Below are 26581 nucleotides of genomic sequence, written 5' to 3'. Positions count from 1 at the left end.
GCGCCCGCCATGCTGGTCTCCGTCGAAACCTTCTTCCATGACGCGCTCAGGTCCGCGCTGCCGGACGATATCGACGTGGCCACGGGCCCTTCACCCGGTCCCAAGGCCGACGTCACCCAGCTCGTGGAAGTGACTGCCGCGAGCCTGAAGCTGGCGCTGCCCGAGGGAGCTGACCTGACGGCCCGCCGCGAGCCCGCCTTCCACTTCGGGGTGCACCGCTGGCGCGCGAACGGGAAGCAGGTGGACTTCGTCCTGCCGGAAGGCGCCCTGGGACAGGTGGTGGAGGTCGAGTCACCTCCCGGCCGCCCGCTGCGCCGGGGCGATGACTACCTGGTGGAGGGCCGCACCGTGCGCTTCTACCGTCCTCCCGCGCAGGCGGATGTCGCCGTGGTGGCGCTCCTGCGTGGGGCGAGCGCGCCCGGGTTCCTCGAGCGGTCACCCTGTGACATCCCGCTCATCATCCGTGCCTGGAGTCAGGAAAACGGGGCCGCGGACGCGCTGCTGGCGAGCGCGCTGAACGCGGCGCTGATTGCGTCCTCGGGCATGGGCAACTTCGACGACCCGGCCTCGGACGATTCCGGGGTCCGCATCCGGCTCTTGCGGCCGAGCATGGTGCTCGTCGGGCTCGCGCGCGGCGCCGAGCTGCTCCACGAGAAGCAATTCTTCCGCGCCCAGGCCGAGTTCCTCATCCGTGGGGAGCTCGAGCAGCTCGTCGCGGTGGGAGAGCCCGAGCCCACGGGCATCATCCGCGAGGTGCGGCGGGCGAAATAGCCGCTCGACACACGCTCACGGAGCCGCCGCGCTCCGTGCCTTCTCCAGGCCGTCGCGGCAGCCGATGTCCGTCTCCTGCAAACGCACGCAGCTGCCAAAGGCCGCTTCCGCCTCGCTGAAGCGGCGCAGGTCCAACAGCACCGTGCCCAGCTCCATCCAGGCGTCACTCGCATCCGGCGTGAGCTGCGTGGCCCGGGAGAGGTGCTGGAAGGCGCCCTCCAGGTTCCGCTCCGCATGGTCCAGGACGCCCAGGGCCTGGTGGGCACTGGCCACGTCGGGGTTGGCGGCCAGCACGGCGTCGAATTCCTTCCGAGCCTCCGCTGCCTTGTCCTGCTTCAAGAGGGTCAACCCCAGGTGGTAGTGCGCGTGGAGGTTGTCAGGGTCCACCCGCAGAGCCTTCCGGAAGCTCTCCCGCGCCTGCGCGTAGTCGCCCTCCTCCAGGTAGGTCATGCCCAGGTTTGCATGCGCCCGCAGGTGGTCTGGGTTGTACCGCAGCGCATGGAGGAGGCGCTGCTTCGCCTTCGCGGTGTCCTTCTGCAGGAGCGCGACGATGCCCCAATTGGCCCACGCGTCCGCGCGCTCGGGCGCGAACTCCAGCGCCATTGCGCAATGGGGCTCCGCTTGTTGCAGGTTCCCTTCGGCGAGCGCCCCGGCGCACAGCGCTTCGTGGTCCTCCCTGGGACAGGCCAGGACCGGGGGACTGCGTGCGCAGCCGGCCAGGAGCACGGCGCACGACAGCACGAAACGGGTCCATTGAGGAGACATGGCGCCCGAATCGTAGCCGGAGACCCCCACCCGGTGCAGGAGCACCGTGCTACCCCAGGCGACCGCTCACCCGCGGAAACGCGCCGTTCAGCGTCGCGAGCCTCACGGCAGACGCATCCAGGTCCATCCTTCCGCTCACACGGGGAGGACACATGTTCATCGGGTTGGGGACAGCCAAGGGCGCGGCACTCGGGATTCTGTATACGGCCATCGCCGGGCCGCTATTCGCGTTGTTCCAATTCCAGCGCCTCGAGGCGGTGGGCTTCCTGCTCCCCATGGTCGCAGCGTGCGCGGTGCCCGCGGGTGCACTGGTGGGAGCCGCGGCCGTGCTCACCGGCGCGTACCATCCCGGCGCGGTGTGGCGGGCACAGCTCGCGATGGTCCTCATCTACGTCCTCACGGGCATCATCTTCTTGAGTGTCGTTCTTGGCGAGTCGGTCGCCAGGGCGCTGGAGACCGCGGCGCTGTTCTCGCTGCTCTTCATTCCGCTGGGAGTGGGGGCCACCTGGCTCGCCGTCAGATGGATTCGCCCGGGCCGCTGACGCCCTTCACGGTGCGGCGACCGCGCCGGCCGCCGTCCTGAGGAGGCGACAGCCGGCGCGTCTCCCTCCGCCAGGACCTACGGCGCCGGGAAGAGCTGGCTCTGCGGGATGGCGGCCTTGGCCCCACCTGGCGGCGTCCACAGCAGCTTCGCCTGGGACTGCCCGCCCGCGTCGTAGAACTCCATCTTCACGTCGTAGCGCTGGCTCGCGTTGAGCGTGACATTCACGCAGTCTTCAATCGGGGACCGATAGAACCATCGGTCGACGACGAGCGCGCCGTTCACCCACAGACGCACGCCGTCATCGGCCACGGTGCAGAACGTGTACGTCCCGCCGCTGCCCGTCGTCAGCACCTGCCCCGTCCACCGTGCGGAGAAGACATCCCCCAGGGACGCGTCCGGAGAGCCACCGCCCCAGTCGAAGTTCACCGTGGCATCCGTGCGCGTCACCTTCAGGTTCGCATTGTCCAGGGACTGGTCCGCGTAGTACTGGCCCTTCAGTCCCGACCCCACGGTGCTGGTGGCAGGGAAGAGCTGGCTCTGCGGAATGGCGGCCTTGGCCCCACCTGGCGGCGTCCACAGCAGCTTCGCCTGGGCCAGCCCACCCGCGTCGTAGAACTCCATCTTCACGTCGTAGCGCTGGCCCGCGTTGAGCGTGACATTCACGCAGTCTTCAATCGGGGACCGATAGAACCATCGGTCGATGACGAGCGCGCCATTCACCCACAGACGCACGCCGTCATCGGCCACGGTACAGAAGTTGTACGCCCCGCCGCTGCCCGTCGTCAGCACCTGCCCCGTCCACCGCGCGGAGAAGACATCCCCCAGGGACGCATCCGGAGAGCCGCCACCCCAGTCGAAGTTCACCGTGGCATCCGTGCGCGTCACCCTCAGGTTCTGCGTGGAGAGATACGGGTCGGCGAAGTACTCGCCCCTCAGCCCGGTGCCACTCCCACCGGCACTGACGGCGCGCGCGGCGTTGATGCGCCCGCAGCTCCAGTCCGTGCCGGTGGTGGCCGTGCGGTCCGCGGTGGCACAGATGCGGTCCTTGATCTGCTGGTTGGTGAGCCCCTGTGAGGCAAGCAGTCCCGCCAGGCCCGCCACGTTGGGTGCAGAGATGGAAGACCAGCTCTGATTCGCATAGCCGCTGCCCACGTCCGTGGTGCGCAGGTAGTCCCCCGGTGCCGCCACGTGCACCCACGTGCCGTAGGTAACACCGCCGCCATTCCAGGTGTAGCGGCTGTCATCGCCCTTGCTGGCCGTCACCGCGAAGCAGTTGGCGGACGCGGCCGGGTACATCTTCACCGAGGTGTTGTCGTTGCCAGCCGCGCACGCCATGAAGGCGCCCTTTCCCCACGCGTAGTTGATGGCGTTCTCGATGGCGAAGGAGTTGGACGGGCCAGCGAAGCTCAGGTTCATCACCCTGGCACCCTGGTTGGCCGCCCAGATGATGCCGTCGCTGATGCTGGTGGCGGTGGCCCCAGAAGTCGAAAAGACACGCACCGGAAGGATGAGGCACTGCGGGCACATGCCCGCCACACCCGTGCCGTTGTTCGTCACCGCGGCGGCCACGCCCGCCACACGCGTGCCATGGTCCTCGCTCTGACTGTCATTGCTCGGCGGCGTGCCCGGCGCGATGAAGTCGTAGCCGGCCAGCATCTTCGCCGCGAGGTCCGGGTGGTTGAGCTGGATGCCGGTGTCCACGATGGCGATGATGACGCTGGAGCTGCCCTGCGTGATGTCCCAGGCGCTGTACGCCTGCACCGTCGCCAGGTTCCACTGGTAGTCGACGTTCCCCTGCGTCGCCGGATTGGCGTACGGGTCATTCGGCGTATAGGCGAGCTGATAGATGTAGTTCGGCTCCACTGCCTCCACGGACGGATGGCGCCGCAGTGCGTTCAGCAGGGCCTCCGCCGCGCGCGGGGACGCTGCCTTCAGCGCGGGGAACTCGGCGGCGTCGATGTCCAGCGCCTCGCTGCGGTGGAAGAACGCACCGCCGTTCTCCCGGAGCAGCGCCGCCTTGTCGGCGGCACGTGAGCCTGCCCGGAACTTGATGAGGAACTGCCCCGGCACCGCGGGGGCCTCCGCTCTCGCGGCCTCCGGTGCGCCAGCCAGCGCGGGCCCGGTGGAGAGCGCCGCAAGACAGACGCCTAAGGACAGACCGCGGGACCAACACCTCGCAACGGCTGTTGCCAAGATAGACCTCCTCGGGGGAACGACCCGGGAGCATAGGCACGGCATCCGTGTTGCTGTGGTTCGGAGTTCTCCTGTCAACCCAACGGCGCGGTGTGCTGCGCCCCGGGGACGTGCACGGAAGGTGCGCGTCGAAGGCGTACGAGCAGCACAAGTCTGGCCTGCGCACGCACGGTCCGAAGGGGAACGCGCCTCCGGACGACCAGACTCCAATCCATTTTCCGTATGAATTACGGGTGCAGCCCGGGAACGGACCCGCCCCGACAAATGGGGCGCGTCCACCCACCATCCCAGGGGGCTCCGCGCGCACCCGCACATCACGGAGGCAGTTTGAGGGCGCGAGGCGCACAGGCACGGGTCCGCCCGTTGCCTGCGAGAAGTATTTGTCGGCGGAATGGAAGCCCTCTTGCGGGGCGGCGGGCGGCTCCATGGAGTCGCTGGCAGTGGCTGCGCCAGGCTGCGCCAGGCCATTGCACCCGTGTGCCGTCTGGCCCCGATTCGCGCGGCGCGCACAGGCTGCACGCGAACCCGCACGACCCAATTCACTGACAGGCGCTGGCCGGACCCTTTCGAATGCCAGACGCCGGCGCCCGGAAATGTCTGGCCTTCCCATTTGGAGGTCTTTGTGAGACGAGCGACGCGGGGCGTGTGGCCCTTATCGCAACTGCAGTTGGGGCTGGGAGGCACGGTCGCGGGTCTCTCGCTCGCGGCCTGGGTGGCTGCCGCGGAGGCGGAGCCTCGGGCCCAGACATCTTCGGATGCGGTGGCCACGGTGGATGGCCACGCGGTGTCCCGGAGCCGCTTCCAGCGGTTGCTCACCGCGCGCAGGGCGGAGCATGGCGGAAGCGTGGAGCCTGGGACGGCGGCGGACCTGGCGCTGAGCGCGCAGGTCTCCTCCCAGTTGGTGGACGAGCAGCTCATCGAGAACGCCGCCCAGAAGGCCGGCGTGGGGGTGACGGAGCAGGAAGTCGACGCCGCGCTGGATGCGTGCTCGCGACACCTGGGCGGGCCCTCCGGCCTGCGCACGCTGATTGATGCCCGATTCTCGGACATCGCCGAGCTGCGGACCCAGCTGCGAATCGCGCTCCTCTTCGAGCGCACGGCCGGCGTGCAGTCCCAGGCGGAGCTGCCGGAGTCCGCGGTGCAGGAGCTCTACGAGCGGACCGTGGGCGCGTTCGCGGTCCCCGAGTTCACCCTCGAGGAGACGACGATTCAGCTCCAGGCCTCGGATGATGCGGACGCCGTGGCGCGCAAGCAGTCCCAGGCCACCGCGACGCGCGAGGCGTTGGCCGGTGGGAAGCGGGCCGGCCAGGGCGCGGCCTCGCCACGGGTGCGACGGGTGTCGGAGGCGGAGCTCACACCCGAGCTCCGCGACGCGCTGAGGGACGCCCAGGAGGGCGCGCTCACGCCAGTCCTCCGGACCGCCGAGGGCTTCACGGTGGTCCGGCTGGTGAAGCGGCACCCCGCCGTGCGGCCCGCCTATGCCGCCGTGCGCGAGGGGCTCGTCGAAGAGCTCCAGCGCCTGTCCCAGAAGGCGCGGGCGCGGGAGTTCATGGAGGCGCTGCGCAAGGGCGCGGACATCCAGGATGCAGCGGGCGCCCGCCAGACCACTTCGCTGAAGGCCTCGCCGGACGTTCGCCCGGACGCGCTCGGGCAGCTCGCGACGGTGGGTGACGCCCCCCGGCCGGGGGCCGCGACACAACCTCCCGTCCTCATGCCCGCGCCTGCCTCGCTGCGCCGGGCGGATGCGCTTCCGAAACAGTGTGGCAACTGGACGCTGGTGGGGGAGGTGGTGCCGTGATGCGCCGTGTAATCGTGATGCTGCTCGTGCTCCTGGGGAGCACGGCCCAGGCGCAGTCCTCGGGTCCCTATAACCAACTGGTGAAGACCCGGAACGTCTTCTACTGGGAAGACGTCGTCCAGTACCGGATTCCCGTGGGCGGAAGCTGCGCGGTGAGCTCCTTCAGCCCGTCGAGCCCCGCCGCCGTCATCTCGCCCGCGAGCAACGACCCACGGACGGTGACCCAAAGCCAGGGCTTCCTGCGCCCCATCAGCGGATGTGGCTTCGGTGACTCCGACGGAGACGGACGCTACGAGGTGTATCAGGACGTCGGCGCGAACTCGCTGATGGACCTGGGGCGCCGCACCGTGGAGTGCGAGACCATCTGGGTGGACTTCGCGAACTGCTGGTCGGCGAACTACCCCCCGTGCAACGTCATGTGCAACTCGTTGGCCCCCCGATACACGGTGTATCACGCGACGACCACCTACTTCACGGTCAACAGCGCGCCGACCGCCAACATCACACGCACGCCGACGTCTCCCGCCTGGAACTCGCTGGTGACGCTGAGGTCCAACGCCTCGGACCCGGACTCCGGCTCCATCACCCACCGCTGGAGCGTGTCGAAGCGTCCGGCGGGCTCCACCTCCCAGCTGGTGAACGCGTCCTCGGCGACGCCCACCATCACCTTCACCAGCGACAAGGACATCGGGGCCTGGGAGTTCAAGCTGGAGGTGGACGACAACGAGGGCGAGATGAAGACGTTCCTGCACGGCTTCACCGTGCCCAACGTCCCGCCTGGCTTCACCATCACCGGCCCCACGCAGGTGGTGGTGAACCAGCCCATCCCGCTCGGTGTCTCCAGCACCCAGGACACGGACGGCGGCAACCTGACCTTCACCTGGGACATCCTCGTGGCGCCGACGGGCGCCTCCCAGCAGCCTCGGAATGGCTACTCCACGGCCTCGAGCATCTCGCTGCCCACGGCGCGCGCAGACATCGGCACCTGGCGGTTCAAGGTGACGGGGCGCGACAACGAGGGGGCGGAGCTCTCCCAGGAAATCGTCGTCGAGGTCATCAACTCGAAGCCGCGCATCGAGCTCAGCGCGCCCACGCAGGTACCCGAGGGCACGGCCCTCCACCTGACCACGGCCGTGACGGAAGACGACGACGGCGGCGCGCTCCAGCTCAAGTGGGAGGCCCTCCAGGCGCCGGCCTCGGCGGGGATGTCCGTCCCCGTCATCCTTTCCCAGTCCGCGGCGCTGGACCTCGGCCCTTCGACCGCGAAGGCGGGCACCTGGGTGTTCCGCCTGACGGCGACGGATGACGAGGGCGAGAGCATCCAGCGCGAGGCCCGGGTGCTCGTGGACGGGCAGCCCGTCGCGTCCATCGCCTCCACCCCGGCCACCTACCGCAACGGCGAGGGCGTGCTGCGCATCGACGGCACCGCCTCCGTCGACCCCGACTCACCGTGCCCCGACCAGCCCCTGGGCTGCCACCTCACCGCGGGGCAGCCGGTGGTGCTCTCGCCGGGCCTGACGTACGAGTGGTGGGTGGGGAGCACCGTCAACGACGTGCCGCTGTCCAAGGCGAGCACCGTGTTCCCCTACGATTTGGACTTCAACCCGACCCTCAGCTTCCTGAACACCGTCCTTCCCGACGGTCAGTGGGACTTCGAGCTGCGCGTGCGCGACGGCGAGGGCCATGAGGCCCGCCGCATGGTGAGCATCGACATCCTTCCCCCGTTCATCCCTCCGGAGGCGCGCGTCTCCGCGCCGGTGCCGCGCATCGAGGTGGACGTCAACCAGCGCGTGGCCACACAGGACCTCTGGCTGAGCGCCTCGCAGAGCCGCGATGCGGACAACGGAACGCGGTGGAGCCCGGCTCCGTTCGGCGCGGGCATCACCGACTACCAGTGGACCGCCATTCCCCCGTCCCTGGCGTGCACGCCGCCCACGCTCCCGCACAGCAGCGCCGTCGCCCTGTTCCCGGCCGGCACCGTCATTCCGCCCGCGTGCCAGGGCATCTGGACGGTCCAGCTGACCGTGGTCGATGACGACCCCACGCCGAAGAGTGCCTCGGCGAACATCCAGGTCGCCGTGGGCAACTGCGCCTCGAATGTCTGCCTGGACGCCCCGTCGACGCTGTTCCCCGATACCATCTACGGGGAGCAGACGGTGGGTCCGCTCATCGGCTTCCACATCGACTCGGCGCTCTACGACGTGCCGCAGGTCGCCGACGGGGGCTTCGTCCGGATGGCCCTGCTGCCGACGGGAACGACCAGCGTCTTCTACATGCAGGACATCGGCGCCATCACCCAGCCCGGGCGCGGGCAGGTCCTCCTGACCACGTGGGATGGGCGGTCCAATGCGGGGGTGCGCGGCTCGGGCCGCTATGACCTGGTGCTGAGCATCTTCGACGCCAACGGCACGCTGATGGCCAGCAACGCCTGGCCGCGCGTCATCACCGTCGAGGCGGCGGCGGCGCAGGTCTCCTCCGCCAGCGACACACACCTGCGACTCGAGTCCGTCCAGCAGTCGGCGGGGGCGCAGGCCACCTTCAAGGTGGACGTGTCCGGCACGCTGGCGTCGCTCCAGGAGCTGCGCTGGCAGGTGAAGAACGCGGCGGGAACCTCCGTCGCCAGCGGCACCGCCCCGGGCGGCAGCGCTTCCCAGTACACCTTCACCTGGAATGGCAGGAACGGCGGCACCGCGGTGCCCGCGGGCGTCTACACGCTCCGGGTCGACTGCATCCGGAACGGGGCCACCGTCACCTCCACGCCGGGATACACGTTCTACGTCTACTCCCTGGCGCTCGACCCGGTGGTGGCGCTTCCCTCCGAGCCCGGGACCACGGGCTGGGTCCACCTGGAAGGCAGCCCCTCGGCGGCGGCCGTCACCGCTGGCAACTTCGCGACGGCCCGGCTGCGCATGACGCCGGTGCGCGTGAAGCTCAGCCCTGCCGAGGCGGGAGGTACGCTGACGCTCGCGGTGTCCGACGCCACGTCGGACGTGCGGGGCAATGCCGCGAGCATCGAGCTGTTCGAGGACTCGGCCGGGCCCATCCCCGTGGCCCGTCCGAAGAGCTGGAGCGTGGGCAGCACGACGGCGACGGGCGTCCGGATGCTGGCCTACGGCAACGGGCCCTCGGGCGATGCTCTGCTGAAGCTCGCGTACACGGTGGGTGGGCGGACCCTCGCCGAGGACACCGTGCGCTACCAGGTCGCCCGGCCTCCCGCCAGCGCGGGTGTGGCGACCCTCACGGCGGCGCCGTACTTCTTCCCCGAGCGGACGTTCAACACCGGCGAGCCGGTGCGCGCCGGCTTCGACACCCGCGCGTACGCCGAGCGGCAGGGTGCCTCTGCCCGCGTGTACGTCGTGGCGCACCGGACGCAGGCGCAGTGGGCCGCGAACCCGAGCCTCGTCGACGTGGCGGGTGGGCCGCGGCTCGTGACGCTCGGAGGCTCGTCTGGCGGGGTGAACATCACGGACCTGGGTATCTCGCTGCCCGAGGGGACGTACGACGTGGTCTACGACTTCGGGAACTTCTCCCGCGACAGTGGCGGGTTCACACACGACGGTCGCCTGGACCCGGGTGACGTGCTCGTGAGCCCGCGGGGAGCGCCCGCCGCCGTGGTGAAGGCCTCTCTCGTGGCGGCCGGGCCCATGCCCATCAGCACCTTCGAGTACGGCACGGCGGTGGCCCCGCCTCCGACGGTGACGGTGCCGAACGGCTATGACGGGCTCAACGTGGGAGCGCCCCAGCCCTTCCGGCTGCGGGGCCGGGTCGTCCACCCCACCGACATGAGCGTGAGCCGCCCCCTCGTCGTCTTCGTGCACGGCAACCACACTCCGCTGCACCTGGGCGAGCTGGACAGCGCCGGCAACCTCGTGCTGGTCCGCGTCGCGGCGACGTTGACGTCCGACGAGAACTACCGGGGCTATGCCTACCTCCAGGAGCACCTGGCGAAGCGCGGCTACGTGACGCTGAGCGTGGACCAGGACGAGATGTCGGGCGCCGGAGACCCGTACCCGGAGATATTGAGCCCCGGCATCCTCCTGCGCGCCTGGGTCACCCTGAAGAACATCGAGTACCTCGTCACCCACGCCGCGTCGCTGGGCACGGGGAGCCTGAGCGGCCGCATCGACCTCAGCCGCATCTACCTCGTCGGGCACTCGCGCGGCGGTGAGGCGGTGCAGGTGATGCTCTCGCAGCTCAAGCACCTCGCGGGGACGGTGTCCCAGCCTGGAATCGTCCCGCCGGGCGGCACGCTGATGGCCGCGCTGCAGCCCTCCGGCATCAAGGGCATCGTGAGCCTGTCGCCGGTCACCTTCGTCCTGGAGAACGGCGGCTTCGCGGCTCCGGATGTGCCCTACTTCCTGCTGTATGGAAGCGCCGACGGCGACGTCAACGGAGCATTCCCCACCGTGATGCCATTCCGCCACTATGACCGGGCCACGGGCAACCGCTTCGCCCTGCGGCTGATGGGAGGCAATCACAACGCCTTCAACACCAGCTGGGGCTACAGCGACGCGACCGAGATGATTGGCTGCATGGGGGTGCCCGGCTGCGACGTGACCAACCTCGTCAGGATGGCCCTCCCCGAGCCGGTGCAGCCCACCGCGGAGCTCGTCCCCGCCGCGGACCAGCGGACCGTCGCGACGGCGTACCTGACGGCCTTCCTCGCGGCGGTGAACGACGCGGACCCGGGCGCGTTGGAGTACTTCCTGGAGCCGCCCTCCCAGCTGCGGCCCACGGGGGTGCCTTCGACGCTCCGGCTCCTCTCCCAGTCCCAGCTGCGCACCGGCGCGACGTCGCGGACCATCGACAACTACGAGGTCAATCCGAGCCAGACGCTGTCCAGCACCGGCCAGCCGGTGTCCTTCACGGTGACGGGCACGCAGGAGCGCCTGTTGCTGGACCGCAACCTGGCATCGGAGGTGGAGGTGGAGAACCGCTTCTTCAACGAGACGCAGGGCGTCCTCTTCTCCTGGGCAGCTCAGGCGGCGTACGAGTTCACGCTGGCCCCGGGCGACAGGAACCTGGGCTGGGCGCGCTCGCTCAACCTCCGGGTGGCCCAGCAGCCGCTGCGCGGCGCTCCCGGTCAGAGCAGCTTCCAGGTCGAGCTGGAGGATGCCTCGGGCCGCACCCAGGCGGTGTCCGTCCGCCTGAAGGACTTCGTGGCCCCGGTGTCGTTGGCGGCCATCTGGTCGCCTCGCCAACTGAAGCAGGACGGCAGCGCCAATCCGTTGGCCCAGAGGCATGACACGACTTCTGGCGCGTTCCAGACCTACCGTCTGCCCCTGGACGCGTTCGATGTGTCTGCCCTGAACCTCGGAAACATCACCAAGGTCCGCCTGCGGCTCGGTGAGGCCGGCGAGGCCTCGTCCGGCACCCTGGCGGTCGATGACGTGGAGATTGAATACCCATGAAACGCTTCCTCATCCTTGCACTCCTGCTGGCGGGGTGCTCCGAACGTGGCAAGGCGCAGGCGCAGGCCCCGGCCGTGGCGACCCGGCAGCAGAGCGTCATCTCGGTCACCAACATCGAGAAGGTCCGCGTCACGGCGGGCTTCGAGGTCATCACCGAAGGGCAGCGACAGGTGGTCAACGACGGGGTGCTCATCCGGGTGAGCGGCCTGGACCCGTCGATGTTCGAGCCGCGCGCGATGACGCGGCCCGACTTCATCGTCGGCACGTCCATCGGGAAGGTGGTGGTCAATCCCCTGGCGACGATGGGGGAGGCCCGTGTCCTCGCGCCGCTGCCTCCGGCCGGGAGCCAGGCCACCGTGTGGCTGCCGCTGCCTGGAGTGGTGGCGACGAGCCTGAATGCCACCACCCTGGAGCAGGAACGGCAGCGCGCGGTGTCGACGACGGGGTACTGGTACACCTTCACGGCGCCCTCGGCCACCGCGCCGACCCGGCAGTTCGCCACCCTCAACGAGCTGAAGTTCGCGGAGCAGCGGCAGACGCTGACGCGCACGCAATGCGAGCAGGAGCTCGGAAAGCAGTGTGGGACCATCCTCGAGTCCCGCCTCGGGCCGGTGGACTGCGGGTACTGCTCGTTCAACCAGACCTGCATGCCGGACAACCTGTGCTGCACGAAGACCACCTGCGCGCAGCAGGGCGGCCAGTGCGGCACGCTTTCGGACGGGTGCGGGGGGACGATGTTCTGCCCCTGTGCCTGTCCCGCCAATGAGCCGTACCGCTGCTGCGACGGCATCACGTGCTCGGCGACGAAGAATTGCCCGGGGATGGCGTGCGACCCGCGGCCGGAACCTGATGGGGGTGCCACCGAGTAGCAGGGACGCCAGGCACTCCGGTGGCGCCATGGGCCCCGTCTCATGGCCCCCGGAGTGCGGCGGACGCATCCCTGTCCATCCTTCCGCTCACGCGCGGGAAGATCTTCAGCCCCCCTCGTTACATCGACAGGGAGCCATGGTGGCTCTGGGCGAACGGTGACCGTTGCCCTGTCCCATGAGGGGGAACCATGAAGACGCGGATGCGACGGTACCTGATGATGGCGTTGGGAGCGGTGGTGCTCTCGCTCCCGGGTTGTTTCGGCACGTGCACGGGGACCGGGACTGGCCCCGGCCAGGGCCCGGACACCGGCAATGCGCACTGCGGCGAGATTCAATGTCAGGAAGGTGAGGAGTGCCTGAGTTGTGGTTCGGAGTTCTCCTGTCAGCCCAAAGGCACGGTGTGCTGCGCCCCGGGGACGGGAGCGGGCGGAAGTGGCCCGGTCATCTGCCAGCCTGGCTTGATGTGCATCCACTGCGGTCCCGGCGCTGACGGCTGCGTGGAGCCGGGCTCGGTGTGCTGCAAGGAGGGCACCGGCGCCGGAGGAAGCGGCCCCGTCATCTGCGGCGCCAAGGAGACGTGCGAGTTCCAGTCCTGCGTCCCCAAATGAGCCCCGGCGCTCTCTCATGTAGAAGAAGCTGAAAAGCGAAAGCCCCGTGGCGCCAGCAAGGTGCCCCGGGGTTTTCTTCTGCCATCCCTCCGCGAGCCATCACCCGCCCGCCGGCCCCAGGAACCGCGCCTCCATCCGCTTCACCTCGCCGGACGCCGAGTCCTTCACTTCCACCGTGAAGACGAAGGGCCCACGGACGTGCTCCCGCTGCACGGTGATGAACAGCGGCACGCGGAAGCTCTCCAGCGAGGCCAGCTTCACCTCCGCCTGGGGCACCACCACCTGCGCGGGCACGGGGCTGTCCACCCGAATGGTGAAGGTCGTCTCGCCGGGGTTCTTGTTCACCAGGTGCAGCTCGAACTGGTTGCGCACCGTGCCTGCTTCGATGAGGTACGGCGTGCCCTGGAAGCGCAGCAGGTTGGCTTCGAAGGGAACGCGCTGCACGAGGCTCAGCGTGAGGCCGGTGAAGGCCGCCACCATCAGCGCGCCATACAGCACCAGCCGCGGCCTCAGCACGCGGCGGGGCTTGCCATCCAGCCCGTTGAGCGAGTCATACCGGATGAGCCCTCGCGGCCGGCCCACCTTGTCCATGACGTCGTCGCACGCATCCACGCACTGCGCGCAGGCCAGACAGTCCATCTGCAAGCCATTGCGGATGTCGATGCCGGTGGGACACGCCATGACGCACTTGCGGCAGTCCACGCAGTCCCCGCGCGGCGGCGCCACCTCGCCAGCCTTTGCCTTCAGCATCCGCCCGCGAGGCTCTCCGCGCTTCACGTCGTAACCGATGATGAGCGAGTCCCGGTCCTGCATGGCCGACTGGAGCCGGCCGTAGGGGCACACCACCACACAGAGCTGCTCTCGGAACCAGGCGAAGTTGAAGTACAGCGCGCCGGTGACGGCCATGGCCCACGTAAAGGCCACCGGAGACACGACCGGGCCCTCGGCCACCATGGACACCAGCCCGCCCGCGGACACGAAGAGGCTCAGCGCCGCGTGGGAGATGAGCAGCGACACGCCCACGTACGCGCCATGCTTCAGCCCTGCCCGCACCACGCGGGCTGGCGTCCAAGGCGAGCCCGCCAGCTTCAACCTCCGCTCGCGAGGCCCGTCGAAGAAGCGCTCAATTGGCCGGTACACGCCCTCCAGGAACACCGTCTGCGGGCACGCCCAGCCGCACCACACGCGGCCCAGCCAGGCGGTGACGAAGAGCAGGCCGAAGCCCACGGACGTGACGAGGAAGAGGACGCGCCAGAAGTCCTGCGCGTTGTACGTGCCCCCGAAGAGGTAGAAGCGGCGCGCCGCCACGTCCAGGTGCACGGCCGGGTGGCCGCCCACCTCCACCAGCGGCAGCGCCACGTAGAAGGCCATCAGCACCGCGAACAGCACCCGCCGCCGGGTGATGAACCGGCCATGGATGTCCGAGGGGTGGATGGCCAGACGCGAGCCATCCGCCCGGATGGAGCTGAGCTGGTCGATGCGGGGGCTGTCCTGCCGCGGTGCTACTGCCATGACGACGCGTCCTCTCCGTGGCCTTGCGCTACGGCTGCTCGGGCTCGCCCTGAGGCGCCTTGCCACCGGGTGCATTCGTCCCCTTGAGCGTCAGCACGTACGCGGCGACCGCGCGCACGCGCTCGGCCCCCAGCGTGCGCTCCCACGCGGGCATGCCCCTGGCCACCACGCCCTCGGCCACCACCTTGTGGATGGCCACGGGCTTCGCGCCGTGCAGCCAGAAGCCATCCGTCAGGTTGGGGCCGATGAGCCCCTGCCCCTGCGCGCCATGGCAGGAGGCGCAGTTCGCCTGGAACACGGCCTTGCCGTTGCCCACCGCTGTCGGGTCCTGCACCAGCGCCAGCAGCGTCTCGTCCGACACGGGCTTGTTGTCCGCGTTGCGCTTCGCCACCTCCGCGGCCTCGCCGGAGTACTCACCGAGCTGCCCTGGCGACAGCTCCGCGATGTGGTACCAGAACCAGTAGCCCGCGGCGAAGACGATGGACGTCCAGAGGATGGCCAACCACCAGTTGGGCAGCAGGTTGTCGTGCTCCTCGATGCCGTCGTAGATGGAGTGCAGCGGCGCCTTCTCACTCATGGCCCGCCTCCCCCTGCTCGGAGAGTGGCATCTGCGCGAGCGCGTCGAAGTCCTGGCTGCGCCGGGCGCCGAACACCCAGACGCAGACGCCCAGGAACACCGCGATGAACAGCCAGAGCGCGAAGAGCGGAAGCTCCGTCAGCGCCATCCCCTCGTAGAATTGTTTGTACATCAGCGCGTCCCTCCCTGGCTGTCATCGGCGGAGGCGGTGGGCGGACCGCCGGGCTGCTGCACGGGCACGTCCTGCGGCCCGCGCCCCAGGCGCTGCAGGTAGGCGATGAGCGCCACCAGCTCCGAGTCCCACTTCAAGTGGATACCCTGCGTGGCCAGGTCCGCGGTGATGCCTTCCGCCTGCGACTTCTGCCGGGCCTCCGCGGTGTCGATGTCCGCGTTGGTGTACGGCACGCCCAGCTTCTGCATCAGCGACAGCTTCTTCGGCGCGTCCTTCGTCTTGAGCTGATTCTCGGCCAGCCACGGGTACGGCGGCATGTTGGAGCCGGGGCTCGTCGCGCGCGGGTCCAGCATGTGCGTGTAGTGCCAGAGGTTCGGGTACTTGCCGCCCAGCCGGTGCAAATCCGGGCCTGTGCGCTTGCTCCCCCACTGGAAGGGGTGGTCGTAGATGAACTCCTCCGCGCGGGACACGTCGCCGTAGCGCTGCGTCTCCGCGACGAAGGGGCGAATCATCTGCGAGTGGCACGTGTAGCAGCCCTCGCGGACGTACAAATCACGCCCCTGCAGTTCCAGCGGCGAGTAGGGCTGCTGTGCCTCGCCGTGCGCGGGCACCGCCTGCTTGAGCATGATGGTGGGCAGCAACTCCGCGACGCCGCCGATGAGGATGGCCACCAGCGTCAGCACGGTGAAGGCGAGCGGCCGGCCCTCGATGAGGCCGAACCAGGACGGCTTGCCCGCCTCGCGCTCGCGCCGGGTGACAATCCAGGCGAACTCGCCCAGGGCGATGATGGCGCCCATCAGCACCAGCGCGCGCACCGGCCTCGCCCAGCCGAGGAACATCGTCACCGTGAGGATGGCGAGGGCGAAGAGGAGCGGCCGCCCCGTCACCACCTGCACCCAGCCGGGCGCGGGCGCGGCAACAGGCACGGGCGCGGGGGCCGGCGTCTCCACGACGACGGTGGCCTCGCCGTTGACGGGCTGGCCGGCGCGGCCCGTCTTCCACAGGTTCCACGCCATCATGATGAAGCCCACCAGGTACATGGAGCCGCCCGTGAAGCGGACGATGTACATGGGCCGGATGGCCAGCAGCGTCTCCACGAAGTTCGGGTAGAGCAGCGTCCCGTCGGCGTTGGTGGCGCGCCACATCAACCCCTGGGTGATGCCGCTGACCCACATGGACACCGCGTAGAGGAGGATGCCCACCGTCGCGAGCCAGAAGTGCGTGTCCGCCGCCTTCGTGGAGTGCAGCTTCGTGCCGTACAGCCTGGGCACCAGCCAGTAGAACATGCCGGCGGCCATGAAGCCGTTCCACCCCAGCGCGCCGCTGTGCACGTGGCCGACAATCCAGTCCGTGTAGTGGCCCAGCGCGCTCACCGACTTGATGGAGAGCAGCGGCCCCTCGAAGGTCGCCATGCCGTAGAAGGTGACGCCGGCGATGAGGAACTTGAGGACGGGGTCCTCGCGCAGCTTGTGCCACGCGCCCTTGAGCGTGAGCAGGCCGTTGAGCATGCCGCCCCACGACGGGGCCCAGAGCATGACGCTGAAAATCATGCCCAGCGACTGCGCCCAGTCGGGCAGCGCGGTGTAGAGCAGGTGGTGCGGGCCGGCCCAGATGTAGATGAAGACCAGGGCCCAGAAGTGGATGATGGACAGCCGGTACGAGTAGACGGGGCGCTCCGCCGCCTTGGGCAGGAAGTAGTACATGATGCCCAGGATGGGCGTGGTGAGGAAGAAGGCGACGGCGTTGTGGCCGTACCACCACTGCACCAGCGCGTCCTGCACGCCCGCGTAGACGGAGTAGCTCTTCAGCGGAGAGAACGGCAGCGCCAGGCTGTTGACGATGTGGAGCACCGCCACGGTGACGATGGTGGCGATGTAGAACCAGATGGCGACGTAGAGGTTCTTCTCGTTCCGCTTCTTCAGCGTCCAGAAGAAGTTGATGGCGAAGACCACCCAGATGACGGCAATCGCCAGGTCGATGGGCCACTCCAGCTCCGCGTACTCCTTGGAGGTGGTGATGCCCAGCGGGAGCGTCACCGCCGCCGCGACGATGATGAGCTGCCAGCCCCAGAAGTGGATCTTCGAGAGCAGGTCCGACGCCATGCGTGTCTTCAGCAGGCGCTGGGACGAGTAGTAGATGCCGGCGAACATCATGTTGCCGACGAAGGCGAAGATGACCGCGTTGGTGTGGAGCGGGCGCAGGCGCGAGTACGTCGTGTAGGGGATGCCCAGGTTGGCCTGCCACCACGCGAGCTGGCTGGCCACCAGTGCCCCTACCGCCATGCCCACGATGCCGAACAGCACCGACGCGATGATGAAGCGCCGGACCGTGGTGTCGTCGTAGATGATTCGCTGCTGTTGCACGGAATCACTCCTGGGAAGCGGAAGGCGGGGGCTCGGGGGCGGCGGGCGGCGGGGCGCCGTCGTCCTCGAGCGGGAAGAGGGAGAGGCGGTCGGCGTGCTCGTGGTCCCTGTGGCGCACGCTGTAGGCGAACAGCAGCACCGAGCTGGCGACGAGCATCAGGCTGACGAAGACCTGGAGGACGAGGACGTTCATGCGGGCACCTCCCGCAGCTGCGTGGGAGTGGAGGCCGGGCGCTCGCGGGCGGCAGACAGGCTCCACACGGTGAAGAGGACGGTGGCGAGGCTGGTGGCGGGCATGGCCAGCGCGGCACGCAGCGGCGTCATCCACCCGGCGAGGCACACGGTGACGGCCACGACGTTGTAGGCCACGGCGAGCGTCAGCAGCCTGCGCACCACCTGGCGCAGCCGCAGCGACAGGCGGAGGGCCTCGCGGATGGAGGCGAGTCCCTCGCCCAGGAGGAAGAAGTCGCTCTTGCCCGGCATGACGGGCCGGTCGATGGCGGGCGTGCCCGCGCAGAGGGCGCGCTCGAAGGCGAGGCTGTCGTTGACACCGTCGCCCAGGTACAGCGTGTCCGCCGCGTCCAGCGCAGCCACCGTCGAGGCCTTGTCCTCGGGACGCTGGCCACCCAGCGCGTGTGTGAGGGGAATGCCCAGCGCCTCGGCCATGTCCCTCACGCGCGCCGGGGCGTCGCCGGAGATGAGCCACACCGCGCGGCCCTCGTCCTGGAGCGCCTGGACTTCGCGCCGCGCGTCCGAGCGGACCGACTCGCGCAGGGCGAAGGTGGCCACGAGCACACCGTCCCGGGTGAGCACGGGGCCCGCGGCGGAAGCGACGCCCTGCCCCGCCACGGCCCACTGCGCACGGCCCAGCCGCCAGCACACGCCGTCGCGGGTGAGCTCCACGCCCTGCCCCGCGTGCTCCGTCACCCGTGCCTCCGCGGAGAACCGCGCCCCCGCGCGAGCCAGCGCCACGCTGAGGCAGCGGCTCGCCGGGTGGTTGCTGCGCGAGGTCAGGTCGAAGGCCACGTCCCGGGCCTCGGGTGCCAGCACCTCCACCGACGCACGGTCCACCAGCTCCAGCCGCCCGAGCGTCAGCGTCCCCGTCTTGTCGAAGAGCACCTGCCGCACGCGGGGCAGCCGGTCCATCAGGTCCGGGCTCCGCACGAAGAAGCCACCGCGACGCAGGCGCGCCTGCACCAGCTCGTACGCGAGCGGAGTGGCGATGCCGATGGCGCACGGGCACGTCACCACCAGCAGCGCCACCGCCACCTCGAGCGCCTTGTCCGGGCCGGCCGGCCACCACAGCGCGAGCCCCAGTCCGGCCACCCCCAGCACGGTGACCACCCACCGGCGCGACACCCGGTCCCAGAATCGCGTGTGGACCGCGGCGCCCCCCGTCCCAGCCGGGGCCCTCCGCAACAGCGCCACCAGCGACGAGTCCGTGAAGGCCTGCGCCGCACGCACCCGCACCGCCTCGCGTCCCGCGTTGAACGCGCCCGCGGGCAGTGAGTCCCCCCGGGCCACGGTGCGCTCCCCGGGCTCGCCCGTAATCCAGTCGGTGGACACGCGCGCGTCCGCCTCGAGCAACACGGCGTCCACGGGCACCAGGTCGCCCGGCGCAATCACGAGCACGTCGCCCTCGCCCACCTCGGCGGCGCGCACGGTCGCGAGCCGCTCACCCTCCTGCCTGCGGACGAACAGCCCCTCCGCGCCGTCATCCTCCAGGAGGAAGCGGCGGTTGCGCTCCAGCACACGCTGCTGGAGCCAGCGCCCCACCAGCATCAGGGTGACGAAGGTGTTGAGCGTGTCGAAGTAGGCCAGGTCGCCACGGCCGCCCCGGGCCTGCACCAGCGAGGTGCCGAACACGAGGAGGATGCCCAGCGCAATCGGCAGGTCCAGGTGCAGCACGCCGCGCCGCAGCCCTTGCACGGCGGAGCGGAAGAAGGGCCACCCGCCCACCAGGACGACACCGGTGGACAGCGCCAGGCTCAGCCGCGTGAAGAGTCGGAAGACGTCGCCATCCTCGGGAGTGAGCCCGACATAGAAGCTCACTGAGAACAGCATCACGTTCATCGCCAGCGCGGCGCAGATGCCCAGGCGGATGGGCAAATCGAGACTGGCGGCCTCCGGGTGCTTGCGGCTGGGGCCGAAGAGGTAGCCGAAGCCCTCCACCGCGCGCAGGAAGCCGCCCACGTCGAAGGCGCCGCGCCGCCACTGCATGCGCACCTTGCCGAGCGCCGGGTCCACCGTGAGCCCCGCCCCGCCCTGCTGCCGGCGGAACAGCTCGTTCATCAGCCACACGCACGCGGCGCAGTGGATGCCCTGCACGTCCAGTTCCAGCGCGCACACCGGGCCTGGGACGGCCTCCGCGCGAGCCATCAGCGGCTCCAGCCACGAGAAGCCCCGGTCCTTTCGAGGCTCTGGCGCGGGCGCCGCCTTCCCCTGCGTGAGCTGGTAGTAGCGGGTAAGGCCCTGCTCTCGCAGCAGGCCGTACACGGCCTCGCACCCCGCGCAACAGAAGTCGCGCGACGCCGCGCCCACGGGGACGGGACTGCCGCAGTGGAGGCAGGCGTCCGAAGCGGGTGCGACTTGCGAGGAGGCAGGCATGCACGGTGTCACCTTGCGAACGGCATGCCTGTTGCGAAGCAGGGGGACATGCCGCTCGAAATGACCGCCCTTTCCTCGCTGCTCGCCGCGCTCTCGCCCTCACCGGCGGTGGCGGCTGGCGCACTGGGTGCGCTGACGGTGGGGCTCACCGGGAGCGTGCACTGCCTCCTCATGTGCGGGCCGCTGGCCTGCGCGGGGCTGCCCGCGGTGCCGGGCCCCGAGCGGCGCCGGGCGGTGCTCGCGTATCAGGGCGCGCGCGTGGCGGCGTACACACTGGTGGGCGGGGCGCTGGGCGTGCTCGGTGGCGGAGTGACGCGGGCGCTGGCCGTGTCCACGCGGCCCTGGCTGCCCTGGCTGATGGCGGCCGCGCTGGTGGCCTCCGCGCTGGAGGTGGGCAAGAGGCTGCGTCCGCTTCCGGGCCTGTCGCACGTCGTGCGTCACGTCTCACGCTGGGGCGCAAAGTTTTCGTGGACGGGCCGCGCGGGTGCAATGGGTGCGGTAACGCCGCTGCTGCCCTGTGGTCTGCTGTATGGCGTCTTCGCGGCGGCGCTGGCGAGCGGCTCCTTCGGTGGCGGCGCGCTGGTGCTGGGGGCCTTCTCGCTTGGCGGGCTGCCAGCGTTGCTCGGCGCGCAGCTCCAGGCGGGGCTGTGGAGGCACCGGCCCCGCGCCGCGGCCTTCGTCCTCCAGCGGGCAGTGCCGCTGCTCGCGGCGGCGGTGCTCGTCTACCGCGCGGTGGCCCCGGCACGCTGCCACTGAGCCCGGCCCGGGAAGCGGGCTGACGCTTGTCGTATCAGGGGCCTTCGGCGACGCTCCCGGCGCTCCTTCCGCGTCCCCTCCCCCGAGGCTCCATGAACGCACTGCGCCCCACAAGCGTCCTCGCCGCGTTGCTGCTGCTCTCCCCTGGCTGCACCACCTCGCGGCCGCCCGCGCAGGTGGAGTCCCCTGCCGCCCACGCCGCCACGCCCGCGCTGGCCCCCGCCCAGGTGGCGCTGCGCGCCTTCGTGGACGCGCACTTCGAGGAGCACTTCCGCCGCTCGCCGATGTCGGCCACGTCCGCGGGCGTCCACACCTACGACGGAGAGCTGCGCGGCTTCCGGCCCGAAGAGCGGGCGTCGAATCTGGCGTACCTGAAGGACCGGCTCGCGGCGCTGCCGAAGACGGTGGACCGCGCCGCGCTGCCGCCCGAGGACCGGGCCGACTACGACATGCTGGAGAACCACTTCCGGGCGAAAATCCTGGACCTGGAAACGGTGCGCTCGTGGGAGCGCAATCCCAACCAGTACCTGGGCTTCGCCTCGAACTCCGTGTTCCAGCTCATCAACCGGGACTTCGCGCCGCTGGAGGACCGGATGCGCTCGGCGGTGAAGCGCATGACGGTGGTGCCGGAGGTCTTCGCGGCGGCCCGGGCGAACCTCCAGAACCCGCCGAAGCTGTGGACGGAGATTGCCCTCGAACAGGTGAAGGGCACCCGCGCGCTCTACGCGCAGACGCTGCCCCTGGCCTTCGCGCCGGTGCAGGACGCCGCGCTCCAGGACGCCTTCAAGAAGGAGCAGGCCCGCTGCCTGGAGGCCATCGACGGCTACATCCGCTTCCTGAAGGAGGACCTGCTTCCGCGCTCGAACGGGGCCTTCGCCATCGGTGAGGAGACGTACCGCAAGAAGCTCCAGTACGAGGAGGGCGTCACCGAGAGCATCGACTCGCTCCTGGCCTGGGGCCGCTCGGAGATGAAGCGCACGCAGGAGCAGTTCCGCGAGGTGGCGGGACGGCTCGCGCCGGGCAAGGCGCCCATGGACGTGTACAGGGATTTGGGCAAGGACCATCCCGCGCCCGCGGAGCTGGTGTCCACGACGACGGCGACGCTGGAGGACATCCGCCAGTTCCTCATCGACCACCGCATCATCACCGTGCCCAGCGAAGTCCGCGCGCGGGTGGCGGAGACGCCGGCCTTCAACCGGGCGCTGTCCTTCGCGAGCATGAGCGCCCCGGGCCCGTTCGAGACGAAGGCGACGGAGGCGTACTACTACGTGACGCCGCCAGACCCGGCGTGGAACGCGGAGCAGACGCTGCAGCACATGAGCTTCTACAACCGCTACGCACTGCCCCTCGTCTCCATCCACGAGGCGTACCCGGGGCACTACGTGCAGTTCCTCTGGACGAGCCGCATCCAGTCGAAGGTGCGCCGGCTGTTCGGCTCGGGCTCGTTCAGCGAGGGCTGGGGTCTCTACACCGAGCAGATGATGCTCGACGAGGGCTACGGCGGCACGGGCGCGCAGGCGGACCGGCTGCGGCTGAACCAGCTCGCGCTCTACCTCCAGCGGCTGGCGCGCTACATGGCGGGGCTTTCGCTGCACACGCGCGGCATGACGTACGAGCAGGCAGTGCGCCTCTTCGAGGAGGAGGCGTACATGACGCACGTCAACGCGGAGCGCGAGGCGCGCCGGGGCACGTCGGACCCGACGTACCTCGTGTACGTACTGGGCAAGAAGCTGCTGATGGAGCTGCGCGAGGACGCGAAGGCAAAGTGGGGCAAGGACTTCACCCTCCAGCGCTTCCATGACCAGGTCGTCTCGTACGGATACCCTCCCGTGCCCATCGTCCGGTGGCTGATGCTGGGTGAGGACGCGGCGCCCTCCGCGTCCCGCTGAGCACTGCTCCCGTGCGCGTCTACGGCTTCCTGTAGACGCGCACGGAGTCGACCTCGAGGCCCCGTGGGAGTTTCGAGTCGTCGATGCCGTACCTCCCGGCCCACTGTCCACCGAAAGCCAGGTTGAGGGCGAGCGGGCGAGCCATTGCTGCCGCTCGTCGCGTTGGACACCGTGGCCGTGTAGGGGCCGTAGCGCTGGCAAGCGGCTTTCCACGCGTGGAAGGGAGGGCCTCGACGCGTCGAACAGGGTTCCAACAACTCCCGCGGTCGCGGCTCCGCCCGAGAGAGCACCTTCCAATTCCTGGCACACGGACTGCACTGCATGGGCTCAAGCGCGACAACACAAAGACAGACATCATCGCGCGAAACGCAGACATCCCATCCAGGAGAAGTCCATGTCCCAGGTCTATACCCTGACCTTCGTGAACCACAGCGCGAACCTTGGCAGCGTTTGTATCTACCAGAAGGCTCCCGACACCTCGGTGCACGACGTGATGTCGCTGGCGTGGTTCTCGAAGGAGGCGGCCCCGAGCACGCAGATCAGCTTCGACTGGACCATCGACTACTCGTTCATCTGGTCCCAGACGGGCGCGCTGGCGCCCGGGGTCCTGTTCTCGGCCTCCCAGGTCCTGCCGGCGGACCTGACGAGCACCAACAAGGTGACGTTCACCAACGAGAACGGTGCCTACACCTTCACGAACCAGGGGCCGGGCACCCCGGGCAGCCTCACCATCGTCCAGGATGGCACCATTCCCGCCATGCAGGCCGCTGTCGGCATCGGCATGTCCGGGAACGGAGCATTCGCCGTGCAGGCCCAGCCCAACTTCAACGAGATGTTCACCCCCCACCCGAACTACTGGATCACCTTCGGCACCTTCACGCAGGGGGAAGTGGTGGACGTCGAGTCCATGACCAACCCGGCGGAGATCACCTTCCCGGAGAACATCTACGCCATGACCGCCATCCTGAACAGTGACAACACCTGGACGGTGCTGCCGACCGGCCAGGCGAACGCGCACTTCCTCAAGGCCAGGGCGCGTAACCCCCTGGCGCGCTGGGGAGACCTGTCCACGCCTGGCAAGGTCGCGGCGCTGGCCCGCTGAGCGCCAGCTCGCCCTGCATTCCCAGCCCGGTTGATGCCGACCTGGACGGCCCGTGGAGTGCGAACACGGGCCGCCTGTTGCATGCCTCCTGAACACGCTCCATGGGATTTTGAGAGGTCGAAGCCAACCATGACGCGTGAACGCCGTCCCGAGGAATGCGGCGAGCCATCGCCGCACGTCTGTGATTGCCTTCGCCGGACGCATTCGACAGACATCGACCCTCCGGGTCGGATGACACCCCAACGAGGCGGAAGGTGCGTGCAAGGCCCATGGGGTAGAGTCGGCGCCATCCACGCCATCCAGCCAGGTGCCCCTCATGCGCGAGCCCTCCCTCGAGGACTTCTCCACGGCCAACGTGCGCGAGTCGGGCGAGGAGCCTCACCCTCACGACACGCCCCTGCTGCCGGCGCTGACCGTCGTCTCGCATCCCCTGCCCCACCGCGTGGGAGACCGCCTCTTGCTGGAGGGGCTCGCCGCGGGCCGCGACGTGGCGCTCTCGCGCAATGCCCCGGTCTTCGTCCCTCCCGGGGGAGCGCTGGGCTCGCACCTGGCCGACCCGTTCATCAGTCGCAAGCCGCTGGTCCTCGCGCCCGGCCCGGGGGGCAGCCTCCGCTTGACGCCCGCCGCGGACACCCGGGTCTCCCTCAGTGGCGAGCCGCTGCAGGGCCCCTGGGAGCTGTCCTCCAAGGAGGTGGCCGCCGGAGTGCCACTGGTGCTGGCCGGCCGTGTGGTGCTGCTGCTCCACCTGGCGGACTCCGCGCCCCCACGGGCAGGGGACTCGCTGGGCATGGTAGGCGCCAGCGCGGGCATCCAGCGGGTCCGCCGCCACGTCGAGCAGGTGGCGGACCTGGGGGTGCCCGTGCTCATCCGCGGCGAGACGGGCTCCGGAAAGGAGCTCATCGCCCGCGCCATCCACCAGCTCAGTCCCCGGAGGGAGCGACCCTTCGTCAGCGTCAACCTGGGCGCCATCCCCCGGGAGCTGGCCGCCTCCGAGCTGTTCGGCGCGCGCAAGGGGGCCTTCACCGGGGCGGTGAAGGACCAGGACGGCTACTTCCAGGCGGCCCACGGCGGGACGCTCTTCCTCGACGAGGTGGGGGAGGCGCCCCCCGAGGTCCAGGTGATGCTGCTGCGCGTGCTGGAGACGGGAGAGCTGTACCCTGTCGGCTCGCGCACGCCCATCGCCGTGGACGTGCGGCTGGTGGCCGCCACGGACGCGCACCTGGAAGAGCGGATTCGCGACGGCCGCTTCAAGGCGCCGCTGCTGCACCGGCTGGCCGGCTACTCCATCCGGGTCCCCGCCCTGCGTGAGCGGCCCGAGGACGTGGGGCCGCTCTTCCACCACTTCGCCCGCGAGGAGTTGGAGGTGCTGGGCGAGGCGCACCGGCTGAGTCCCGAGGACCCCTTCACCGAGCCGTGGCTCCCGGCGCCGCTGGCGGTCCGCATGCTGCGTCACGGCTGGCCGGGCAACATCCGGCAGCTGCGCAACGTGGCGCGGCAGCTCGTCATCGGCAACCGCGGCCAGCCGCGCCTGAGGCTCGACGCCCAGCTCGAGCAGGAGCTCTCGGCGGACGGGCCCCCGTCGACCGGCCGCCCCGCCACCACCGCCATGCCCGGCCCCGCTCCCGCCGTGCCCCGCCGCAAGCCCTCGGACGTCTCCCCGGAGGAGCTGCTCACCGCGCTGCGGGAGGGAGGCTGGGACTTCCAGGCCGCCGCGGACAGGCTCGGCATCCACCGCACCTCCGTCTACGACCTCATCGAGCGCGTGCCCCACCTGCGCACCGCCGGGGACCTGAGCGTGGAGGAGATTACGCGCTGCTTCCACGCGTGCCAGGGAGACCTGGACGCCATGGTGCGTCAGCTCGAGGTCTCCCGGCGCGCGCTGGGCCGCCGGCTCAAGGAGCTGGGGTTGGGCTGAAGCGCGCGCGGCGTGTCACCGGCGCGTGGCGCCACGTGTGGAAGCCCACGGCCCGACGCGTGGAAGGAGTGTCCCGCCACCGCCCCACGCCGGAGGTCGCCGGGCCTCGGACGGGCTCGTCCATTGCAATGGCATCACCACGGGAGGGTTGGACAGACATGAGCAGGGACGAGACGAGGATGTCGGACGGGTCCAGGGCGCGGAGCCGCTACTGGGTGATGACGGTGATGATGGTGGGGCTGGCAGGCTGTCCCTCGCCAAGGCCCAGGCCTTCGCCGGAGGTCGACGCTGACGCCAGGACGAGCCGGAGCCCCCTGGACGCGGACCCCTATCGCTGCCAGGACGGAGGCCCTGACAGGAGCCTCTATGCGCTGGATGCCACTCGGAACGGCTGGGTCGGCGCGAATGCCGCGTGCGTCGACCCTGACGGGGCAGTGATGTTCATATCGGACTGCGACGCGGGGACAGTCACATTCACATTCCCTACGCCCCCCGATGGGAGTGTGTTCTCGAATGACAGAACCGTGTGCACCCCGAGCGATGCCGGCTCGGTGACGAATGACGGAGGCACCTACACCATTACCCTCCCCAACCTGGGGGACGCTTGCCAGTTGGGCATCGCGCCGAACGCGAGGGGCAGCTTCACCTGGACGGCACATTCTGCCTGCCAACCCGCGGACTCCGAACCTGCCATCCGTAAACAATTGCCCATCACGGGAACCGTGGAAG

General features: G+C 69.8%; 18 protein-coding genes. 9 read left to right on the top strand and 9 right to left on the bottom strand.

All coding sequences use genetic code 11. The annotated features are described in order from the left end of the window. Nucleotides 1-9: 9 nt before the first annotated feature. Complete coding sequence (locus tag OV427_RS34850) at nt 10-771, top strand: hypothetical protein (protein ID WP_267860532.1); 762 nt, start codon at nt 10-12, stop codon at nt 769-771. 15 nt (nt 772-786) lie between these two features. Here OV427_RS34850 and OV427_RS34845 read toward each other — a convergent pair whose 3' ends face one another. Beyond that, the gene (locus OV427_RS34845) at nt 787-1374 is read right to left on the bottom strand and encodes a tetratricopeptide repeat protein (RefSeq protein ID WP_267860531.1); all 588 of its coding nucleotides are present in this window, start codon (nt 1372-1374) and stop codon (nt 787-789) included. Between the two features lie 314 nt (nt 1375-1688). Between OV427_RS34845 and OV427_RS34840 the strand changes: the two genes are divergently transcribed. Further along, on the top strand, nt 1689-2078 hold the full coding sequence (locus OV427_RS34840; protein WP_267860530.1) for a hypothetical protein: 390 nt from the start codon (nt 1689-1691) through the stop codon (nt 2076-2078). A gap of 77 nt (nt 2079-2155) precedes the next feature. Here OV427_RS34840 and OV427_RS34835 read toward each other — a convergent pair whose 3' ends face one another. After that, nucleotides 2156-4318 carry a PA14 domain-containing protein gene (locus OV427_RS34835; protein ID WP_420718308.1) on the bottom strand — a complete coding sequence of 721 codons (2163 nt, stop codon included), beginning with the start codon at nt 4316-4318 and terminating at the stop codon, nt 2156-2158. A gap of 598 nt (nt 4319-4916) precedes the next feature. On the opposite strand from OV427_RS34835, the gene OV427_RS34830 reads away from it, so the two are divergent. From OV427_RS34830 to OV427_RS34820, 3 genes are read left to right on the top strand one after another with little or no spacing between them, the layout of a single operon-like run. Further along, complete coding sequence (locus OV427_RS34830) at nt 4917-6071, top strand: peptidylprolyl isomerase (protein ID WP_267860528.1); 1155 nt, start codon at nt 4917-4919, stop codon at nt 6069-6071. Next, the gene (locus OV427_RS34825) at nt 6071-11482 is read left to right on the top strand and encodes a FlgD immunoglobulin-like domain containing protein (RefSeq protein ID WP_267860527.1); all 5412 of its coding nucleotides are present in this window, start codon (nt 6071-6073) and stop codon (nt 11480-11482) included. The genes OV427_RS34830 and OV427_RS34825 overlap by 1 nt, the downstream gene beginning before the upstream one ends. After that, a complete protein-coding gene (locus OV427_RS34820; RefSeq protein WP_267860526.1) occupies nt 11479-12351 on the top strand; it encodes a hypothetical protein in 873 nt (290 codons plus the stop codon). The genes OV427_RS34825 and OV427_RS34820 overlap by 4 nt, the downstream gene beginning before the upstream one ends. Nucleotides 12352-13058: 707 nt before the next feature. On the opposite strand, the gene ccoG is transcribed toward OV427_RS34820, so the two are convergent. The 6 genes from ccoG to OV427_RS34790 are packed head-to-tail and all read right to left on the bottom strand — an operon-like array spanning nt 13059 to nt 20190. Beyond that, nucleotides 13059-14471 (bottom strand): cytochrome c oxidase accessory protein CcoG, encoded by a 1413-nt coding sequence (gene ccoG, locus OV427_RS34815; RefSeq protein ID WP_267860525.1) that lies wholly within the window; start codon nt 14469-14471, stop codon nt 13059-13061. Nucleotides 14472-14499: 28 nt separating this feature from the next. Continuing rightward, the gene (locus OV427_RS34810; RefSeq protein ID WP_267860524.1) at nt 14500-15048 is read right to left on the bottom strand and encodes a c-type cytochrome; all 549 of its coding nucleotides are present in this window, start codon (nt 15046-15048) and stop codon (nt 14500-14502) included. Next, nucleotides 15041-15220, bottom strand: a complete 180-nt coding sequence (locus tag OV427_RS34805) for a CcoQ/FixQ family Cbb3-type cytochrome c oxidase assembly chaperone (RefSeq protein WP_267860523.1) — start codon at nt 15218-15220, stop codon at nt 15041-15043. The genes OV427_RS34810 and OV427_RS34805 overlap by 8 nt, the downstream gene beginning before the upstream one ends. After that, nucleotides 15220-17583: a cytochrome-c oxidase, cbb3-type subunit I gene (gene ccoN / locus OV427_RS34800; protein WP_267860522.1), complete on the bottom strand. Its 2364-nt coding sequence runs from the start codon at nt 17581-17583 to the stop codon at nt 15220-15222. The genes OV427_RS34805 and ccoN overlap by 1 nt, the downstream gene beginning before the upstream one ends. A 4-nt stretch (nt 17584-17587) precedes the next feature. Next, nucleotides 17588-17776, bottom strand: coding sequence for a cytochrome oxidase (locus OV427_RS34795; protein ID WP_267860521.1), 189 nt, complete (start codon nt 17774-17776; stop codon nt 17588-17590). Further along, complete coding sequence (locus OV427_RS34790; protein ID WP_267860520.1) at nt 17773-20190, bottom strand: heavy metal translocating P-type ATPase; 2418 nt, start codon at nt 20188-20190, stop codon at nt 17773-17775. The genes OV427_RS34795 and OV427_RS34790 overlap by 4 nt, the downstream gene beginning before the upstream one ends. Before the next feature lie 48 nt (nt 20191-20238). Between OV427_RS34790 and OV427_RS34785 the strand changes: the two genes are divergently transcribed. After that, on the top strand, nt 20239-20946 hold the full coding sequence (locus OV427_RS34785) for a sulfite exporter TauE/SafE family protein (protein ID WP_267860519.1): 708 nt from the start codon (nt 20239-20241) through the stop codon (nt 20944-20946). Between the two features lie 92 nt (nt 20947-21038). Then, complete coding sequence (locus tag OV427_RS34780; RefSeq protein WP_267860518.1) at nt 21039-22835, top strand: DUF885 domain-containing protein; 1797 nt, start codon at nt 21039-21041, stop codon at nt 22833-22835. Nucleotides 22836-22854: 19 nt separating this feature from the next. On the opposite strand, the gene OV427_RS34775 is transcribed toward OV427_RS34780, so the two are convergent. Further along, nucleotides 22855-22980: a hypothetical protein gene (locus OV427_RS34775; RefSeq protein WP_267860517.1), complete on the bottom strand. Its 126-nt coding sequence runs from the start codon at nt 22978-22980 to the stop codon at nt 22855-22857. A 249-nt stretch (nt 22981-23229) separates the two neighbouring features. On the opposite strand from OV427_RS34775, the gene OV427_RS34770 reads away from it, so the two are divergent. Together OV427_RS34770 and OV427_RS34765 are read left to right on the top strand one after the other, a co-directional pair. Next, entirely contained in the window at nt 23230-23937 is a 708-nt protein-coding gene (locus tag OV427_RS34770) for a hypothetical protein (RefSeq protein ID WP_267860516.1), read from the top strand. 316 nt (nt 23938-24253) lie between these two features. After that, nucleotides 24254-25852 carry a sigma 54-interacting transcriptional regulator gene (locus tag OV427_RS34765; RefSeq protein WP_267860515.1) on the top strand — a complete coding sequence of 533 codons (1599 nt, stop codon included), beginning with the start codon at nt 24254-24256 and terminating at the stop codon, nt 25850-25852. Nucleotides 25853-26581 lie beyond the last annotated feature (729 nt).

This window comes from Pyxidicoccus sp. MSG2, from assembly GCF_026626705.1.
Taxonomy (GTDB): Bacteria; Myxococcota; Myxococcia; order Myxococcales; family Myxococcaceae; genus Myxococcus.
The sequence above is the reverse complement of the archived record's forward strand: the minus strand, read 5'-3'. Positions and strand labels throughout refer to the sequence as shown.